The organism is Sphingomonas sp. G-3-2-10 (genome assembly GCF_012927115.1).
GTDB lineage: Bacteria > Pseudomonadota > Alphaproteobacteria > Sphingomonadales > Sphingomonadaceae > Sphingomonas.
Map to the genome: position 1 here is coordinate 594,695 of NZ_JABBFY010000002.1, position 17,664 is coordinate 612,358.

Genomic DNA, 17,664 nt, shown 5'->3' on the forward strand with positions numbered 1-17,664 from the left:
TGAGCCGGCAACACGAAGCAAAGCTGGACAGTAGCAGCACGTAATGACCGACCTCTTCTCCTTTCCCGCATCAGGTACCGAGCCTTCTCAAGACCGACCTCGCGGTGCGGAAGAGCCAGCAATGCTTCGCATTCGATAGCGCTAAGGATTGATCGACGGCACAGCTTGTCAGTCATGGGTCGCAGAATAGGGTCGATATTCGCCATAGTCGGCCTTCGCACTCGGTCGAAGGAAGCTAACCCTCGTCACCAACGCCCGGATATTGACTGGTGATGATGAGGCTATGGATGAGGCGGCCCAAGGCTCCCCCCGGAGGAAGTGAATTCGACCTAATCCATGTTATTGGCGAAGGGAGACGAGTGTGAGCAGCGAAATTCACATAGGTTAATCAGATTCCTGACAACCTCCTAACCTATGAAAGTGAGCCGACTGGCCGAGGAGCTTACCTCGCGGAATGCGGGGTTAAGGAGTGGATAAATGGCGCGCTCGGAAGACCACGACTATTACAGGCAACGCGCTTCGAAAGAACGGGCGCTGGCGTCTGCCAGCATCGACCGCTCAGCCGCGATCATCCATCTGAAGATGGCGGAGGAATATGACCGTCGCCTTGAGCAACGGCATGGCGATCCATCAACGCTCTTAGTTGTCCGCGAATAGCCTTACCCGCCAAATGCGCATCGATATTCATATAGCGTTCCGCGGATAGACGGCGGCGCACATCGTCGATCGTCCGGCACTCCCCGGAAGCCGCGATTTCCAGCGCACGTTCAATCGTGCCCTTGCCGGTCACAAGTCAGGTTCGCCCGATGCCGGCCCGGCCAGTTCAGCGGCGCGGCGCTCGTACTGCTCCGCCATCTGATTGTGGATCAGGGCGACGGACGCCTCGGCACAATTGGCCGCCTTGTCGCGTTCCTCACGAGCGCGTCGGGTATAATATTCCGCGTTATTCTGTTCAGTCACAACCGACCCCGCCATTAGCGGGAGTGGCCCCTAGAGGAGCGGCGCGCGCGGTGCCGCTCACATAGGTTAGTATGAGGGGGGCGTTGGAACGGGCGCAGCTAATCCGTTACCATCAGGGCCGGAATTTCCGGCAGAAGCTCGCGTGCGAGAAAACCCGTAGGGCCGATCCGGGCAGCAAGACGTCGGCCAGCCTCTCCATGAAGCCAGACACCCCAGCCCGTTGCGATCTCCGGCGACGCACCGCGCGCCAGAAGACCGCCAATGATTCCCGCCAACACGTCGCCGGAGCCTGCGGTGGCGAGGCCGGGGCCACCGCCCTCGTAATGATGCAGGTCGACGCCCGGACCAGCGATCCAGCTATCGGCACGCTTTAACACGATCGTTGCGTCATAGCGCTCAGCGGCAAGAGTGGCATGTGCTTCGGTCACGTCCTGCTCGTCGCAATCCATCAACAACGCCATCTCGCCGGCATGAGGCGTGAGGATCACCGGGGCGGGATGTGCGCGGATCGCTTGGGCAACGGGGGGACAATCGCCGATCGCGCCGGCATCGATCAGGATCGCGCACTCGCACCCTGCGGCAGCGAGAATGGTCGCAAGCAAAGCCTCGGCCTCGGCATTCGCGCCCATACCAGGTCCCAGAACCAGCGCATCGCAATGCTGCACCATTTCAGCCACTGCGTCGATGACATCAGCCCCCAGCTCGCCATGCGGATTTGCAGGAAGATCAAAAACGGCTGCTTCCGGCATCGCCACACCGAGCGCGATGGCGACACGCTCGACGGTGGCAAGCTGGACCTTGCCTGCCCCGGCTCGCAACGCAGCCTCCCCCGTCAGCCGCAACGCACCCGGAACCCGGTTCGAGCCGCCGACAACCAGTACGCGGCCACGCTCATTCTTATTGGTGTCGGAATCGGGTTGCGGAAGAGGGTTGGCAGCGAGCCAGTCCAGGCCAATCTCGCTCATCCTCGCGCGGCTACCATTTCGTCAGGCGCGCTGGTTACTACCGCCTCTGAATCCTCGTCGATCGGAGCGACCACATTGTAGCGGACCAGCGCAAGGCCCCCGTCCTTCCCCATATCGGGATCATGGACGTATTCGGTGATCGAGCAGTTCGCGACATCGGCTTCCCGGTCGATCACGAGGATTTCCGCCTCGCTCAGATTCTCGATGACGTAACGGAAGCAGAGCACCACGACCTGATGCGCAACAATCATCACGTCGCGGCCCGCATAGTGAAGCGACACGGTATCGAGCAGCGCGCGCAGCCGGAAGATCACGTCGCACCAGCTCTCACCGCCGGGCGGACGGTGATAGAATTTGCCGAGCACCGCGCGAAATTCGGCCTGTTGGGGAAGCTGAGCCTGAACGCCGGCAGTCGTGAGTCCGTCCAGGATCCCGAATTCCTTCTCGCGCAGGCGTTCGTCCGCGCAGATCGCTTCGTCGGGATCGGCACCGCCCGCATCGCGAAAGCGCCGTGCCGTTTCGCGCGCCCGGACGTAAGGGCTGCACAAGATGACATCGGGCCGGCCATTCCCGTTGCCTGCCGCAAACCAGCGTCCCAGCGCCTCGGCCTGCTGTTCTCCGAGCTGGGACAGCGGCACATCGACGTCCCGGCCGGTCAGGTCGATGCGATGGATTCCGGCTGCGTGTGCGGCGTCACGCGCGACATTGCCGGCACTCTGCCCGTGCCGCACCAACCAAAGCCGCGCCGGCCAGCGTGAGGCGCTCATCGTTCCGGACCTTCCGAAGCCGCAAACCGCGAGATCGTCATCTGCCCGTAACGGCGCAGTCCACTTCGTGGTTCCGGACTATTTCGAGCCGCTGCCCGGCTCTGCCATACCCCGATGCATCTCGGCGAGCGTCGATTGTGGCAATACGCCCGAAGCAGCGGCCTGCATTTTGTTGGACAGGCCGGAGACGATGTGGCCCTTGCCCGACATCAGCGCGTCCCAGCCGTCCTTCGCGACCTTGGCCGGATCGGCTTTTTCCTGCTGCCCAATCTTGGTGTCGAGCATGTCGGCGCGGGCGAAGAATTCGGTCTCCGTCGCACCCGGCATCAACGTGGTCAGGGTGACGCCCTCGACGTCCTTCAATTCGTTACGCAATGCTTCGGTGAAATTGTCCACGAAAGCCTTGGTTGCATTGTAAACGGCGTTGAAGCTGCCGGGGATGTAGCCCGCGATCGATCCCGTCACGAGGATCTTTCCCTCGTTGCGAGCGACCATCTGGCCGAGCACCTTCTGCAACAGATAGAGCGTGCCGGTGATGTTCGTGTCGATCGAGTGGCGCCAGTTTGAAACCCCCTGTTCCAGAAACGCGCCGCCGGTGCCGACACCCGCATTCGCGCACAACAGGTCGATCTGTCGTCCTTGCGATGCCGCCAGCAGCGTATCGACGCCATCGATCGTCGCGAGATCGGCCTGAACCGACCGGATTTCCGTACCAAACTGGCGGAAGTCCGCTGCTGCGGCATCGATCAGCGGCTCGTCCGCTACGACCAGTACGTCATAGCCCTCGCGCGCGGCGATAGTGGCGAGTTCGAACCCGATCCCCGTGGAGGCGCCGGTCACGATAGCGAATTTGTCTGTCATGTTCCTGCTCCTACTCGGCTGCCGCCGCCCATTCGGGCTTCAGCACGACCTTGGTCACTTCGTTCTGATTGTCGTGGAACATCTTGTACCCTTCGGGCGCCTGCTCGAGCGGGAGGGTGTGGCTGATCAGAAAGGTCGTATCGATCTTCCCTTCCATGACCGCGTTGAGCAGGCCGGGCATGTAGTGCTGGACGTGCGTCTGCCCGGTCTTGAGGGTCAGCCCTTTCTCCATGAAGGCACCCAGCGGGAACTTGTCGACGAAGCCGCCATAAACCGCTGGCATCGAGACGCGCCCGCCCTTGCGACAGGCGACGATCGCCTGGCGGATGCTGTGCGCGCGGTCGGTGCCGAGGAAGGTCGACTTCTTGATCTGGTCGATCACATTGTCGACGAACATGCCGTGTGCCTCCAGCCCGACCGCGTCGATGCACGCGTCCGGCCCGATCCCTCCGGTCATTTCCAGCAGCGCCTCGTATGTTGCGCTTTCCTCGAAATTGATCGTCTCGGCACCGAATTTCTTCGCGAGCTCCAGTCGGTGCGGGAAATGGTCGATCGCAATCACACGCTCGGCGCCCATTAGGAACGCCGACTGGACGGCGAACAGGCCGACGGGGCCGCAGCCCCATACCGCGACGGTGTCGCCCGGTTCTATCTGTGCATTCTCGGCCGCCATCCAGCCGGTTGGCAGGATGTCCGACAGGAACAGGACCTTCTCGTCTTCGACACCGTCGGGCACCACGATCGGGCCGACATCGCTGAACGGCACTCGGACATATTCAGCCTGACCGCCCGAATAGCCGCCGGTCATATGACTGTATCCGAACAGCCCGCTCATGGGCTGGCCGTAGAGTTGCTGCGCAATGTCCTGATTGTCGGCGGGCAAACCATTGTCGCACGCGGAATATTGGTGCTTACCGCAGTGATAGCAGCTGCCGCACGCCATAGTGAACGGCACCACGACCCGCTGTCCCTTCTTCAGCGTCGATTTGGGTCCGACCTCGACCACCTCGCCCATGAACTCATGGCCTAGGATATCGCCCGCCATCATCGTCGGAATATAGCCGTCATAAAGGTGGAGGTCCGACCCGCAGATCGCGGTGGAGGTGACGCGAATGATCGCGTCGCGCGGGTTCAGGATTTCAGGATCGTCCACGGTATCGACGCGGACATCGTGTTTTCCATGCCAGGCGAGTGCGCGCATCAGTTCTTCCCTTCTTCCAGAAGGCGGCGATTGCGCGCGCCCGTGGCGATCTCGCCGGTTTCCATCAGTTGTTTGAAGCGGCGCAGATCGCGGCGCGCCTGAATCGCAGGTTCGCGCTGGAACATCTTTGCGACCAGCTTGCCGATCATGCCGGCGGGAGGATCGTAGAGAATCGTCGCGGTGACGATCGTGCCGCGGTCGCCCTGAGCGTCGCGGAAATCGATCCGGCCGCTGTTCGGTACGTCAGCACCTTCCTCCGATGCCCAGGCGATGAAGTCGCCTTCCACCTCCTCGGTGACCACGGCGTTCCATTCGACAGTCTTGCCGCCGGGCGCCTTGACCACCCAGTGCGACCGTCGATGGTCGAGTAGCTCGATGCGCTCCACATTCTCCATGAAGGTCGCGAGGTTGGTAAAGTCGCGCCAATAGGCGAACAGCTCGGCGCGCGGCCGGTTGATCGTGACGGTGCGTCCGATCAGCGTGTCTGCATCGCCTTGGCCGGGCTTATCGATCAGTGCGTCAGTTGCGGCATCGATGGCCGTTGCTGTTCGCTTCGAGGTGGAAAGCGGCGCGTCATCGGCCGCTGGCTCGATCAGGTCGGACATCTGCGTTCCTTATTAGGGAGATGCCTGATGAACGAGGGGCAAGGCGCGCCGTTCCTTTCCGTTCGGCGCATGCGAACAGCAACTCGTCCGAGAAAAAGTGCTAATACTAAAGTGAGTTATGCCCACGACCGAGAAATCAATCGAGCTCAGACTTGCGAGGAGAGTTAGCGCTCTGCAGGCAACGCCCAAGCAATGATCTGATCCCCAATCGGCGTCTCCATGAAGTGATGGCCGCCCGTCATGATCGCGACATACTGGCGTCCGCCAGCCTCATAAGTGATCGGCGTCGCCTGTCCGCCCGCGGGCAACTTGGCCTGCCACAGTGTCTTGCCGGTGGCGATGTCGATCGCGCGGATCAGGTCGTCGGTGGCGGCCGCAACGAAGATCAGACCGCCTGCGGTTATGACCGCGCCGGCATTGTTGGGCGTGCCGATCTCGACGGGCAGCATCGAGGGGACGCCGAACGGTCCGTTCTTGCGCGCGGTGCCGAAGGGACGGTCCCAGATGGTGCGCCCGGTCGCGATCTCAATGGCGCGGATACCGCCATAGGGCGGCTGCTTGCACAGCAGGCCGGTCAGCGGCATCCGCCAGCCCGCATTGACCTGAATGCCGTAAGGCGTCCCCGCCTGCGGATCGCCTCCCCCCTCTGGCTTCGTTGCCATCGCGCCGCCGCGCGACTGGTCGCGCGGGGTCCAGCCCTTGGCGTCGGCTTCCTTGCGGGGGACGAGGCGGTTGTAATTGGGCATGTCGTTGTAGTTGGCGATGATGACGCCGCGGCGCGGATCGATGGCGATGCCGCCCCAGTCCGATCCGCCATTATAGCCCGGATACTGGATCCAGCGGCGCGCGCTTTCGGGTGGGGTGTAGAAGCCCTTGTACGACGCCTGGCGGAACTGGATGCGGCAGATCATCTGGTCGATCGGCGACATGCCCCACATGCTGCGCTCGGTCAGGTCGTCCTTGCGCAGTGTGTGATAGAGCGAGAAGGGCTGGGTCGGCGAACGCTGCTGCGGTTCGACGCCGCCCTGCGGGACCGGCCGTTCCTCGACCTTGTGCAGCGGGCGCCCGGTGCGGCGGTCGAGGACATAGAGATCGCCCTGCTTGCTCGGCAGGATCAGCGCGGGGACGCCGCCCGGCAGGTCGACCAGCGAGGCCTGCGAGCCCAGGTCATAGTCCCACACATCCTTGTGGACGGTCTGGAACGACCAGCGCGGGGTGCCCGTGGTCACGTCGATCGCGACCAGCGCGGTCGAATACTGGTTCTCGATCGGCGAGCGCGAGGTGCTCCAGTAATCGACCGCGGAATTGCCCATCGGCAGATAGACCAGCCCCAGCGCCTCGTCGCCCGAGGCGGTGGTCCACATGTTCGGCGTGCCCGGCGTGTAGCGGTCGCCCTCGGCGGGCAGGCCCTTCAGGTCCGGCCGGGTCATGTCCCAGGCCCAGCGCAGTTCGCCGGTGACCGCGTCATACCCCTTGATGACGCCCGACGGCGCCTCGCGCTTCTGGCCGTCGAGCACCTGATGCCCGGTGACGATCACGCCACGCACGATCGTCGGCGGCGAAGTGATCGAGACCATGCCGGGCGCGACATCGCCCATGCCTGTCTTAATATCGACTGCGCCGCCCTGGCCGAAGCCCGCGCACGGCTGACCATTGCGCGCATCGACTGCGATCACGCGGCCGTCGAGCGTGCCTTCGATGATCCGCGTGGCGCAGACCTCCTGCGGGTTGGCACCGGGGACGGCATAATAGGTCACGCCGCGGCAGGCGGCGGTATAGGGAATGGCTTCGTCGGCGACCTTGGGATCGTAGCGCCATTTCTCCTTGCCGGTCGCGGGATCGAGCGAGATCAGGATGTTCTTGGCCGAGCAGAGATACAGGCTGTCGCCGATCTTGAGCGGCGTGGTCTCCGCGCCATAGGCGTTGTTTTTCATGTCCTTGGGCAAGTCGCGCGTGTGCGCCACCCACACCTGTTCGAGCTTGCCGACATTGCCCGCATTGATCTGCGACAGGCCGGAATAACGCTGCGCGCCATGGGTGCCGCCATAGGCGCTCCACTCGCCGTTCGGTGGGGTGAAGGCGAGGCTCGCCTGAGGGTTCTCGCCCGGCAGCGCGCCCGGGGCGGGCAGGTTGTCATTTGCCGCGATCACCACGCCGCCGATCACCAGCGCCACGCTCGCCGCGATCACGCAGAGGCCGGCGCGCTTCCAGCCATGGCGGACCATCGGCAGCAGCGGCGATAGGCCGATCAGGAGCAGCAGCAGGATCGACGGTCCGACCAGCCGGGGCACCAGACCCCAGCCATCCATGCCGACTTCCCAGAAGGACCAGACCAACGTGTAGGCGAACACGATTCCATAGGCCCACAGCGCGAGCTTCTGACCGCGTACGAGGAAGAGGCCGGTGGCCAGCAGGCCTAGCCCGGCCACGGCATAGTAAGGCGATCCGCCTAGCGTCAGCAGCCAGACACCGCCGACACCCAGCACCGCGCCGATCAGCAGGAACAGCGTGCCGAGGGCGTACAGACCCCATCGAACGCCGCGCGACACCGTCTGGGGAGCCGCCGGGTTCGTTTCGGGATCGTGATGCATACAGGGCGAAGCGCGCATCCGCCCGACTTGTTCCGCAACGTCAACCACTCAGCGCGGGAAAGCTCTGCCAGATCACCGCAAGCAGACTCAGCATCGCCCCGCCCAGTCCGACCGAGCGTCGCCACGCTGGATACTGTCCGGTGGCGGGCATCCGGCGTAGCAGCACGATCAACCACAGGTCCGCTGCGATGCAGGCGAGCGTCAGCGCGACCACGAGCGCCGGTCGCGGCGCGATTTCGCCGACCGCATAAACGGTGAAGAAATGGACCGCCCAGACGATTAGCCCGCCGAGCAGGATCAGCCAGCTTCTCACCCGCCGATTGCCCGCACGAACACGCTGCCCACCGCCCCCTGCGCCCCGGCATAAGCGAGGAACAGACAGGCCAGATCGAGCGTGTTGTTGCGCTCGGGCGTCACCAGGCCTTTGATCGCGCGCCATGCGAGATAGAAGGCCATCAGCACTGCGATCGCTGCGACCATCACCTGAAGCGAGAGGATCGCGAACACCGCTGCAGCCTGCCCGCTGGCATCGGGGGACAGGATCGCGAGCCAAGCCTGCAAGTCTATCGCGACGATCCCAATCCCGACGAGGGCCGCCACAAAGGTCAGCGTCCATGCCAAGTTCATGCCACGCCGGTGCAGCCACCGCGTCGCCAGCGCGGCGACCGCGACCAGTGCATGCCCGGCGGCGAGCGGTAGGCCCTCCAGCAGCGGCAGCGGCGTCGTCCAGAATTTCGGCTGATTGCCCCACAGAAAGGCGAGGCTGAACAGCGCCATCGCGAAGATCATGCCCATCACGATCATCAGGATCACCATCGCCCACCAGCCATGGCTCGACGGGCCGGTGACATAGGTCGGCACGCGAATGCCCGCGCCGATATCGACGCCCTCCATCTCGACGGGGCGGTCGGTTTCCCACAGCCAGATCAGCACCGCCACTACTGCCAGCACACCGCTTACCAGTCCTAACAGATAGGCTTGCACCGTCAGCGCCAGGAAGAAGCCCGCAGTGAACACCGCCGCCGCGAGCGGCCACACCGACGGGCCGGGCATGATCTGGAGATATTGCGGCTCGGCCATCAGCGGGCTCGTCACCAGCGTCTCGCGAAGACCGGTGGCCGAGCGTGGCAGGAAATAGCGGCCCTGCTCGACATCGTCCGACAGCTTGGGATCGTCCCACAAGGGTTCGCGGCTCTTCACCACCGGGATCGAGCGGACCGAGTAGAGTTCGGTCGGCAGCCATTCCAGCGTACCGCCGCCATAGACATTGCCCGCATCGCCGCCGCCCGGTGCCAGCCGGAAGTTGCGCGCCAGGTCGATCAGGAAGACCAGCACGCCTGCCGCGACCATGAACGCGCCGATGGTCGAGATCAGGTTCGGCAGATCCCATCCGCGATCGGGCAGATAGGTATAGACGCGGCGCGGCATCCCCATCAGCCCGGTCAGGTGCATCGGCATGAAGGCGACGTTCATGCCGACGAACATCAGCGTGAACGCCCATTTCCCCAGCCGCTCGGACAGCGCCCGGCGGCTCATCATCGGTGCCCAGTAATAGAAGGCAGCGAACAGCGGAAACACCATCCCTCCGATCAGCACGTAGTGGAGGTGCGCGACGATGAAATAGCTGTCATGCGCCTGCCAGTCGAACGGGACCAGCGCCACCATCACGCCCGTCAGCCCGCCGGTGACGAAGATCACGGCGCTGCCCATCGCGAACAGTCCGGGCACGTTGAAGCGCGGTTTGCCCACCGCAAAGGTCGCGATCCACGAGAACACTTGGATGCCTGCGGGCACGCTCACCGCCATGCTCGCTGCCGAGAAGAAGCCGGTGGTCATCGGCGGCATGCCGGTGGTGAACATGTGGTGCGCCCACACGCCGAAGCTGATGAAGCCGGTCGCCAGCATCGCCAGCACGATCAGCCGGTATCCGATCAGTTCGGCGCGGGCGATGGTCGGGACGATCATCGACATCATGCCTGCCGCGGGCAGGAAGATGATGTAGACCTCAGGATGGCCGAAGAACCAGAACAGGTGCTGCCACAGCACCGGATCGCCGCCCCGCGCCGCGTCGAAGAACGGCCAGTTGAACGCTCGCTCGATCTCCAGCAGCAGGGTGCCGAGGATCACGCTAGGGAAGGCGATGACGATCATCACCGCAAACACCAGCATCGCCCAGGCGAAGATCGGCATCTTGTCGAGGCTCATCCCCGGCGCGCGGGTGCGCAACACGCCGACGATGATCTCGATCGCGCCGGCAATCGCGCTGATCTCGATGAACCCGATGCCCAGCAGCCAGAAATCGGTGTTGATGCCGGGCGAGAAGGCCTTGGAGGTCAGTGGCGGATACATGAACCAGCCGCCATCCGGCGCCAGTCCCACGAAGATCGACGCGAAGAAGCACAGCCCACCCACCGCATAGGCCCAAAAGGCATATGCCGAGAGGCGGGGGAAGGGCAGGTCGCGCGCCGCGAGCATCTGGGGCAACAGCAACACCCCCGCCGCCTCGACCGCCGGCACAGCGAACAGGAACATCATCACCGTGCCGTGCATGGTGAAGACCTGATTGTAGGTCGCAGGCGGCAGGATATCGAGCAGGGGCGCAGCAAGCTGGACGCGCATCAGCAGCGCCAGCACGCCCGCCAGCAGGAAGAACAGGAATGCCGTGCCGAGATAATAGAGGCCGACATAGTTGTTGTTGACGACGGTCAGATATTCCCAGCCCTTGGGCGCGCACCAGATGCGGTGGAGTTCCTCTTCCTCCTCCTTCGAACGCGCCTCCTGTGTCGGGAAGCGGTCATAGAGCGCGGGATCGAACCCGGTCTCCGACTTCATTTCAGACTTTCCAGATAGGCTGTGATAGCCTGCAACTCGTCGGCGTCGAACTGCTTGTAGGCGGGCATTCGATTGCCGGGCTTGATCGACTGGCTGTCCGCCACCCATCCCGCCATGGTCCCGCGATTATTGGGCAGGATTCCCGCGCCCAGCGAGCGCCGCGATCCGACATGGCTGAGGTCCGGCCCGGCCAGTCCGTTGGCGGCGGTACCGCGTACCGTGTGACAAGCGGCGCAACCGCTGGACATGAACAGGTTTGCACCTTTGCCCGCGACTACCGTTGGCGGCGCAATGCGAGCGGCCTTCCAGCGCGCGAAGTCGGCAGGGGCATGTGCAACGACCACGAAGCCCATCAGCGCGTGCGGCCCTCCGCAGAACTCTGCGCATTGCCCGGCATAGACGCCAGGCTGGTCCGCGTGGATGCGCAGCAGGTTTCGCCGGCCGGGAATCATGTCCATCTTCCCCCCAAGCCGGGGTACCCAGAAGCTGTGAATGACGTCCGCAGCCTCCAGCTCGAGCAGGATGGGTTGCCCAGCCGGGATATGCAGTTCGTTGGCATCCATGATCGCCGTCGCGCCGTTCGTGTCGAGATAGGCGATGCGCCACCACCACATCTCGCCGGTGATCCGCACCCGCATCTCGTCGCCGCGCGGGGCGGTCGCGGCGAGGTGGTTGGTCAGAGTCAGGCCCCAGATCAGCAATCCGGTCAGTACCACCACGGGAAAGGCGATGCCGCCGATCCACACCGCCTTGTCCCCGCCCAGCTTCGCGCGGAGCGATGCTTTTCCGAACAGCGCGATGCCCAGCGCCGCCATCGTGACGAGCAGCACCACGGTCCCGCCGATCAGCAAGGCCCAGGCAAGCGTCGTCACCGGTTGGGAATACGGCCCCGCCGGATCCAGCACCGGCGGGGGCCAGCCCGAGAGGATCGATTGCAGGCCGGCGTTAGGGCGCATGGTTGGCCTGAAGATATGCGGCAAGATCGGCGGCCTGCGCATCGGTCATCGCAATTGCGGGCATCGCCGTACCGGGCACCAGCGAGGGCGCGTCGCGAACGAAGCGGGCGAGCGTATCCGGCCGGTTGGGCAATCGTCCCGCGATCATCGCCTGATTACCGAAGGCCTCCAGCGAAGGTCCGGTCCTGCCGCGTGGCCATGCGATTCCCGGCAGCGCATGGCACGCGCCGCAGCCCAGCGCCTGCGCCGCCGTCCTTCCGCGCGCAACGCTGTCCGACGACGCCATGTTCGGTTCGATCTCGGGGTCCTCGCATGCGGTGACGAGCAGCAGCGCAGCCATAGCGATAACCCGTCCCCCTTTCACACGCGGCCCCCAATAACCGTTACTCAGGCGGAACCGATCGCCTGCCGGATAGGTTCCGGTTGCCATGCGTAACGCGCTCATTTTGCTGGCATCCGTCGCTTTCACGCTCGGTGGTTGCGAGGGTCGCAGCGGCGACCCCTTTCGGGCGACGGGCGAAGTGATCGCGTTCGGGGGCGGCGATGCGGGCCCGCAGGGCGCCTGTGCGACCTGCCACGGGCTGAAGGGCGAAGGCGACGGGCGTCTCGCGCCACCCCTCGCGGGGTTGGACGCCGGCTATCTCCACCGCCAGCTCGACGATTACCATAACGGGTGGCGAGAGCATGCCCAGATGCGCGCGATCGTGCGCCGCCTGACGCCGGAAGACCGGGCGAAGGTATCCGCCTACTATGCCGCACTGCCTGTGCCGCCGACCGGGGTGTTCGCGGGCGGCGATCTTTATGCGCAGAACTGCGCATCTTGCCACGGCACGAAGGGCGAAGGGATGGGCCCGAACAACCCTCCGCTCGCGGGTCTGTCCCCCACCTATATCGAAAGCCAGTTGCTCGCCTGGCGCACCGGAAAGCGACGCAATGATCCAATGGGCCAGATGATGGCGGTCAGCAGCGCATTGTCGCCGGATCAGGTTCGGACGGTGTCAGCCCAGGCCTCGGCGCTTCCCGGGCCTCATCTTCCTCCAGCACAGGAAGCATCCCGATAAGCACGTCGTGCTTGTCCCAGAAGTGATGCTTGAGTGCCGCGCCGATATGGATCGGTACCATCACCACCAATGCTGCGACGAACAGCCAGTGGAACCCTTCCGCCCAATCGAGGATCGCCCATTGGATACCGGCATCGAGATCGTGAAACGGCATTTGCGGCCAAGGGACTAGTCCCGCGACGCGTAGCGGCTCGCCATCGCCCAGTGCCGACCACATCGCCCAACCGCTCAGCGGCAAGCCGAAGAAGCAGATGTAGAACAGGATCTGCGTCACATGCGACGCGACCGTCTGCCATCCCTGCCGGTCGGCATCGTTAATGGGTCCAGGCACGATCATCCGCCAGATCAAACGCAGCGTCGCCAAGACGAGCATCAGCAATCCGATTTCGGCATGGATGCGGTATCCTGCAAGTTTTTCGGCTCCGACAGGCAGGCTGCCCATGTGCCAGCCCCAGCCGAGCTGAAACAGGATCAGCGCCGCCATGATCCAGTGAAAGGCGATACCGACAGGCGAGTATCGACGCGCATCGGTGTGCCCGCGCGCCCAGTCGCGGATGCGCTGGATCAGGCCGCGGCCGGGCGGGTCGCTGTGAGCCATCGGTTCGCCAGAAACAGTGCTGCGCCGAGATAGAGACCCGCGCCCGGTACCCACATGATGAGCCCGGCAAGCTGTTGGTCTTCAATCGGACCGAGGCCCCAGGCCGAGGTGGTCAGCCAATGTGGGGCATAAAGTGGTGCGGTGGTGAAGGTCAGCAACCCGCCGAGCAGGCCCATCTGCACCATCGTTACTAGCAGCGCCGTCACCGCCGCATGAAGCGGTGACGCGATTGCGGCGCGCCAAAGCCCGACCGCGCTGCCGAGCAGCATCGCCTGCATCAACCAGAAGATCGCGTCGTGGGACAATGCGAGCGCGTAGGCGGCGGGCAGATGCCAGATCCAAAAGATAGCGGCATGGCCGATGGTCCACGCCGCCAGACCGCGACCGATCGATGGTGGCAGGGCCCATGCGATCAGCGGCGCGGCGAGCGCACTCATGGCGAGATGATGAAACGATCTCGCCGAAAACAGCGCGGAACTGAGCGCGCAGAATGGGGATATCCACAAGAAGAAGAGGATTGCGCCGGCTGCGATCAGTGGCGCGGAACCGCCGTCGCGCCGATAATGCCAGCAGATCGCAAAGCCTGCGACCATCGCCGCCATCAGCACCGGATCCAGATTCCAGCGCGCCCAAAGCTCAGCCGGTACGGGAGCCGCCCCGCAATAGGGTATCGTATCCAATCCCATTCCCGTCAGACGCCGACGTCCGCCAGGACGCGGGACTCGTGGATCGGACAACCGTTGAACTTGGCGCGGTAATCTGCGGAAAACTTGTAGGGGCCTCTGCGCGCGCGGTTGATCCCGCCCAACGGCTGATGCGCTGCCAGTCCGTGCCAGGGCGCGAAGGCGAGTTCGTTCTCCTCCTTCTCACTCTCTCCATAAATCCAGGCGCGTTGGGGCTCGACGGAGAGGGTGGCGACGGTGCGGAATGGGCTGACATCTTCATCCCAGGCGACTGTCGAATCCTCGACCGGCATGGTCCCCAGATCGGTGCAAAGCTGGACCCGCAATTCCCAGACACCGCCTTGTGAGGCGAGCAACTCGTTCATCGCCTCGCGGATCGCATCGGGGCGGCCGGTCGCGTTGATCGTTTCTTCCGCGAAATCCTTGATGGCCGACACCGGCGCGAGCTGGAACTTCGCGATATAATCGCCGTAGCGGAACGGCGTCTGGCTGAAATAGGTCGCGCCCAGCGGATGGACGGGCTTCGCACCGCCGAGCGAACTCAGCATCGCCGATTGCGTGCCCACGGCTTCGAGTGCGGATTCGAACGTCCGCAGTACCGCCGACAGCATCTTCTTGCCGGTCTCGGCCTTGTCGGTCGTGGCAGCGAGCAGTTTCAGGTTGCCAAGGAACTTCGTTGCATCGGGTGCGGCAAAAGCAGGGGAATTGACCAGGATGAAATCCTGGGTGGTATCGCCCTCGCTGCCGGGAAGCCTTTCGCCCTCGACGCCAAATATCTTGATCGCAACCCCGCGCGGCAGACGAACCGAGTCGTCGAGAACGTCGCCCGCATTCGTCGAGAACCGCAGGATCGCCTCATACGCGCCGGGCGCTGCGAACAGCCCCTGCGCGAGTTCGGGCGACAGATCATCTGCGATGGTCAGCCTACCGCGTGCGATCCCATGCCCCTTGGCGTGCACGGACCGGACCGCATGGTCGTAATCCTTCGACGTGGTGTCGAGAATCCTCTCGAACTGCTCTTCCAGCGCGGCGATGGTTTCCGCTTCGTCTGGCTGGATCTGTTCGACCGATGGGACATAGCGAACAGGTTGCGACATCGCGATTTTTCCTTGGAAGTGCAATCTCCTGAACCATTGCCAGCACGAACCGTTCCGCTCCGGAGAACATTGAAGCACTACGGCAAAGGGGCGGCGACCATGTCCAAACAGCATTCGGACAAGCCTGAGATAGAACCCTTTGAAGGGCCCGCGGGCGGATGGGGTTCGGTACGGTCCCTCGCCGAAATATTGCCGCGCGAGAAAGTGCCGGTCGATACGCTTCGCCAACTCGCTCGTCAGAACAAGCCGGACGGCTTCATGTGCGTAAGCTGTGCCTGGCCGAAGCCAGCGGATCATCATCCCGCAGAATTCTGCGAGGAAGGTGCCAAGGCCACTGCCTGGGAACTGACCACGCTACGCACGACGCCTGAGTTCTTTCAGGAACTTACGCTCAGCGACCTGCGCGGTTGGAAGGATTACGACCTAGAACAGCATGGGCGCCTCACCCACCCACTGCGTTACGATGCCGATACCGACAAATATGTCGCATGCAGTTGGGATGAAGCGTTCGATGCGATCGGCGCGGCGATGCGTCCGCTCGATCCCAAATCGGTGGTCTTCTATTCCTCCGGCCGTACCAGCCTGGAGGCATCGTATATGTATGGCCTGATGGCGCGCATGTTCGGCAACCAGAACCTGCCCGACAGCTCGAATATGTGCCATGAATCGACCTCGGTCGGTCTCAAGGCGGCGATCGGGGTGCCGGTCGGTACGACCCAGCTGAAGGACTTCGAGGAATGCGACTGCATCCTCTTCTTCGGTCAGAATGTCGGGTCGAATGCACCCCGGATGCTTCATGACCTTTGCAAGGCCCGCAAGCGCGGCGTTGAGATCATCACCTTCAATCCTCTGAAGGAGCGCGGACTGGAGCGGTTCACCGATCCGCAAAACCCGATCGAGATGACGACCGGCGGCGAGACGCAGATCTCCACCCAATATCACCAGGTAAAGACCGGTGGCGACATCGCCGCGATGATGGGCATCGCAAAATTCCTGATCGAATGGAACGACGCAGCGCTGGCGGTCGGCGACCCGCCGGTGCTCGACCGCGATTTCATCGACCAGCACACCCAGGATTTCGAAGCGTTCGCAGATGCCGCGCGGAAGGCCGAATGGTCTGACATCGTCCGCGAATCCGGTCTCGCGCAAAGCGCGCTGGAGGAGGCTGCTCGCGTCTATGCCAAGTCAAAGGCGACGATGATCATCTACGGCATGGGCCTGACACAGCATGTTAAGGGCGTTGAGAATGTCCGCATGGTCGTCAACTTGCTCCTGCTGCTCGGCAACATCGGCAAGCCCGGTGCGGGACCGACGCCGGTGCGCGGGCATTCGAACGTGCAGGGCCAGCGCACCGTCGGCATCACCGAGAAGGCCGAACTCGTGCCGGTCGAAAAGCTCAAGGAATTGTACGGCTTCGCCCCCCCGACCGAAAAAGGCCTCGATACAGTTGAGACTTGCCGCGGCGTGATCGACGGATCGGTGAAAGCGGTGGTTGCGCTCGGCGGCAACTTCTTGCGCGCCGTCCCCGAAACCGCGGCGATGGAAGCTGCGTGGCCAAATCTCGATATTTCGGTGCAAATCGCGACCAAATTGAACCGGAATCACCTCTTTCCCGGCAAGACCAGCTATCTTCTCCCATGCCTCGGGCGGATTGAAGAGGATGTGCAGGAGAGCGGCCCGCAGGTTGTGTCGGTCGAGGATTCGACCAGCTGCATTCATGGGTCACGCGGTAAGGCGAAGCCCGCCAGCCCGCACCTCCTGTCCGAACCACGCATCGTCGCCGAGATCGCCAGGCGAATCCTCCCCGCCAACCCGCGGATCGACTGGGACAGCTGGGTTGCCGACTATGGCCGCATCCGCGACGCGATCGAAGCGACCTACCCGGAGATCTTCAGAGATTATAACGCACGCCTGTTCACGCCGGGCGGCTTCTGGAAGGGCAACAAGGCATCGGAACGCATTTGGGAAACGGAGAGCAAGAAGGCCGAATTCTTGGTACCCAGCGGTTTGAGCGCCACCGGATTTGACGACGCTCGGGGCCGCTTCCGGCTGATGACGCTCAGGTCGAACGATCAGTTCAACACCACCATCTATGGCTATCACGACCGGTTCCGGGGCGTGAAAGGAACGCGCGACGTCCTCTTCATCCATCCCGAAGACATGGATCAGGCAGGCTTGAGCGAAGGTCAGATCGTCGCACTGGAAAGCGATGCGGAGGACGGCACGCATCGGCGCCGCGACGGGCTGATCGTCACGCCCTATGACATTCCGCTCGGTTGCCTTGGAGCCTATTATCCCGAAGCCAATGTGCTGATGCCCGTCGAGCACCATGCCGAACAGAGTCACGTTCCCGCCGCCAAATCGGTGCCGGTACGGATCGTAACCTGACCGGCCGGTCGCCCGCGTTCCGCCACACCGATATCAGACCCGAAACCGGCAATCTCTCTGCGCAGTTGCCCGTATCTGCGATAGCGCGATCCTGGCGAT

The 17,664-nt window shown here is 63.6% G+C and carries 17 protein-coding genes; 3 read left to right on the plus strand and 14 right to left on the minus strand.

The window, feature by feature from the left end:
* The first annotated feature begins 477 nt into the window (after window positions 1–477).
* Complete coding sequence (locus tag HHL13_RS19545; protein ID WP_169557594.1) at window positions 478–657, plus strand: hypothetical protein; 180 nt, start codon at window positions 478–480, stop codon at window positions 655–657.
* Window positions 658–786: 129 nt separating this feature from the next.
* Here HHL13_RS19545 and HHL13_RS19550 read toward each other — a convergent pair whose 3' ends face one another.
* The 11 genes from HHL13_RS19550 to HHL13_RS19600 form a co-directional block, all read right to left on the minus strand.
* Window positions 787–960, minus strand: a complete 174-nt coding sequence (locus HHL13_RS19550) for a hypothetical protein (protein WP_169557595.1) — start codon at window positions 958–960, stop codon at window positions 787–789.
* Between the two features lie 98 nt (window positions 961–1,058).
* Window positions 1,059–1,925, minus strand: a complete 867-nt coding sequence (locus HHL13_RS19555) for an NAD(P)H-hydrate dehydratase (protein WP_169557596.1) — start codon at window positions 1,923–1,925, stop codon at window positions 1,059–1,061.
* On the minus strand, window positions 1,922–2,692 hold the full coding sequence (locus HHL13_RS19560; protein ID WP_169557597.1) for a histidine phosphatase family protein: 771 nt from the start codon (window positions 2,690–2,692) through the stop codon (window positions 1,922–1,924). The genes HHL13_RS19555 and HHL13_RS19560 overlap by 4 nt, the downstream gene beginning before the upstream one ends.
* A 78-nt stretch (window positions 2,693–2,770) precedes the next feature.
* Window positions 2,771–3,553 (minus strand): SDR family NAD(P)-dependent oxidoreductase, encoded by a 783-nt coding sequence (locus HHL13_RS19565; protein WP_169557598.1) that lies wholly within the window; start codon window positions 3,551–3,553, stop codon window positions 2,771–2,773.
* 10 nt (window positions 3,554–3,563) lie between these two features.
* The gene (locus HHL13_RS19570; protein ID WP_169557599.1) at window positions 3,564–4,754 is read right to left on the minus strand and encodes a zinc-dependent alcohol dehydrogenase; all 1,191 of its coding nucleotides are present in this window, start codon (window positions 4,752–4,754) and stop codon (window positions 3,564–3,566) included.
* Window positions 4,754–5,359, minus strand: a complete 606-nt coding sequence (locus tag HHL13_RS19575; protein ID WP_169557600.1) for an SRPBCC family protein — start codon at window positions 5,357–5,359, stop codon at window positions 4,754–4,756. The genes HHL13_RS19570 and HHL13_RS19575 overlap by 1 nt, the downstream gene beginning before the upstream one ends.
* A 164-nt stretch (window positions 5,360–5,523) precedes the next feature.
* Entirely contained in the window at window positions 5,524–7,950 is a 2,427-nt protein-coding gene (locus HHL13_RS19580; RefSeq protein WP_169557601.1) for a membrane-bound PQQ-dependent dehydrogenase, glucose/quinate/shikimate family, read from the minus strand.
* A gap of 40 nt (window positions 7,951–7,990) precedes the next feature.
* Window positions 7,991–8,263, minus strand: coding sequence for a hypothetical protein (locus HHL13_RS19585; protein WP_169557602.1), 273 nt, complete (start codon window positions 8,261–8,263; stop codon window positions 7,991–7,993).
* The gene (locus HHL13_RS19590; RefSeq protein ID WP_169557603.1) at window positions 8,260–10,782 is read right to left on the minus strand and encodes a cbb3-type cytochrome c oxidase subunit I; all 2,523 of its coding nucleotides are present in this window, start codon (window positions 10,780–10,782) and stop codon (window positions 8,260–8,262) included. Before HHL13_RS19590 ends, HHL13_RS19585 begins: the two co-directional genes overlap by 4 nt.
* Window positions 10,779–11,738: a cytochrome c oxidase subunit II gene (gene coxB / locus HHL13_RS19595; RefSeq protein WP_169557604.1), complete on the minus strand. Its 960-nt coding sequence runs from the start codon at window positions 11,736–11,738 to the stop codon at window positions 10,779–10,781. The genes HHL13_RS19590 and coxB overlap by 4 nt, the downstream gene beginning before the upstream one ends.
* Complete coding sequence (locus HHL13_RS19600; RefSeq protein ID WP_169557605.1) at window positions 11,728–12,078, minus strand: c-type cytochrome; 351 nt, start codon at window positions 12,076–12,078, stop codon at window positions 11,728–11,730. Before HHL13_RS19600 ends, coxB begins: the two co-directional genes overlap by 11 nt.
* A gap of 88 nt (window positions 12,079–12,166) precedes the next feature.
* Between HHL13_RS19600 and HHL13_RS19605 the strand changes: the two genes are divergently transcribed.
* On the plus strand, window positions 12,167–12,799 hold the full coding sequence (locus HHL13_RS19605; protein ID WP_169557606.1) for a c-type cytochrome: 633 nt from the start codon (window positions 12,167–12,169) through the stop codon (window positions 12,797–12,799).
* Here the strand turns inward: HHL13_RS19605 and HHL13_RS19610 are convergent.
* The 3 genes from HHL13_RS19610 to HHL13_RS19620 all read right to left on the minus strand — a co-directional run bounded on the left by HHL13_RS19610 (window position 12,699) and on the right by HHL13_RS19620 (window position 15,291).
* A complete protein-coding gene (locus tag HHL13_RS19610) occupies window positions 12,699–13,397 on the minus strand; it encodes a cytochrome b (RefSeq protein WP_240953906.1) in 699 nt (232 codons plus the stop codon). The two genes, HHL13_RS19605 and HHL13_RS19610, sit on opposite strands and share 101 nt — an antisense overlap.
* A complete protein-coding gene (locus tag HHL13_RS19615; protein ID WP_240953907.1) occupies window positions 13,364–13,999 on the minus strand; it encodes a cytochrome c oxidase assembly protein in 636 nt (211 codons plus the stop codon). The genes HHL13_RS19610 and HHL13_RS19615 overlap by 34 nt, the downstream gene beginning before the upstream one ends.
* 89 nt (window positions 14,000–14,088) lie before the next feature.
* Window positions 14,089–15,291: a catalase family protein gene (locus HHL13_RS19620; RefSeq protein ID WP_346775594.1), complete on the minus strand. Its 1,203-nt coding sequence runs from the start codon at window positions 15,289–15,291 to the stop codon at window positions 14,089–14,091.
* Here HHL13_RS19620 and HHL13_RS19625 point away from each other — a divergent pair.
* Window positions 15,277–17,565 (plus strand): FdhF/YdeP family oxidoreductase, encoded by a 2,289-nt coding sequence (locus HHL13_RS19625; RefSeq protein WP_169557608.1) that lies wholly within the window; start codon window positions 15,277–15,279, stop codon window positions 17,563–17,565. The genes HHL13_RS19620 and HHL13_RS19625 overlap by 15 nt on opposite strands.
* Window positions 17,566–17,664 lie beyond the last annotated feature (99 nt).